The organism is Methylobacterium sp. A54F, assembly GCF_053346035.1.
Genome location: NZ_JBKFBF010000072.1, coordinates 1 through 340, shown reverse-complemented (window position 1 = coordinate 340; position 340 = coordinate 1). Strand labels below are relative to the sequence as shown.

The following is a 340-nucleotide window of genomic DNA, read 5'->3' as shown; positions in this document are numbered from 1 at the left end:
GGTTCTCCACGGTGTTCTGGACGTAGAGGCTGCCGGTGGTCCGGTCGTAGGCGACGACCTCGGCGTTGGCGCGGCGCGCCGTGGCCGTATCGTCGGTCGTCAGGTAGGCCCCGAGGCGGACGAGGCGCAGGGTGTCCGTGGCGTCCGGCGCGGCGGTCGGGGTCGCACCCTGCTGGCCCTGTAGCGAGGGCGCGGCGGCGTAGACGTCGATACCGCCGACCGAGAGGCCGGAATCGTCGTTCGCGATGGTGCCGTTGGCCTCGCCGTCCGCGACCGTGGCGCCGCTCGGGTTGGAGAGGCGCACCAGGACGGTCTCGTCCGCCTCCGGCGCCGTGTCGCC

Annotated in this window: 1 protein-coding gene; it reads right to left on the bottom strand. The window is 73.8% G+C overall.

Annotated features, from left to right (window positions below):
* A partial coding sequence (locus tag ACLBXP_RS25380; protein ID WP_447670606.1) for a hypothetical protein occupies positions 1 to 340 on the bottom strand: 340 nt, incomplete at both ends.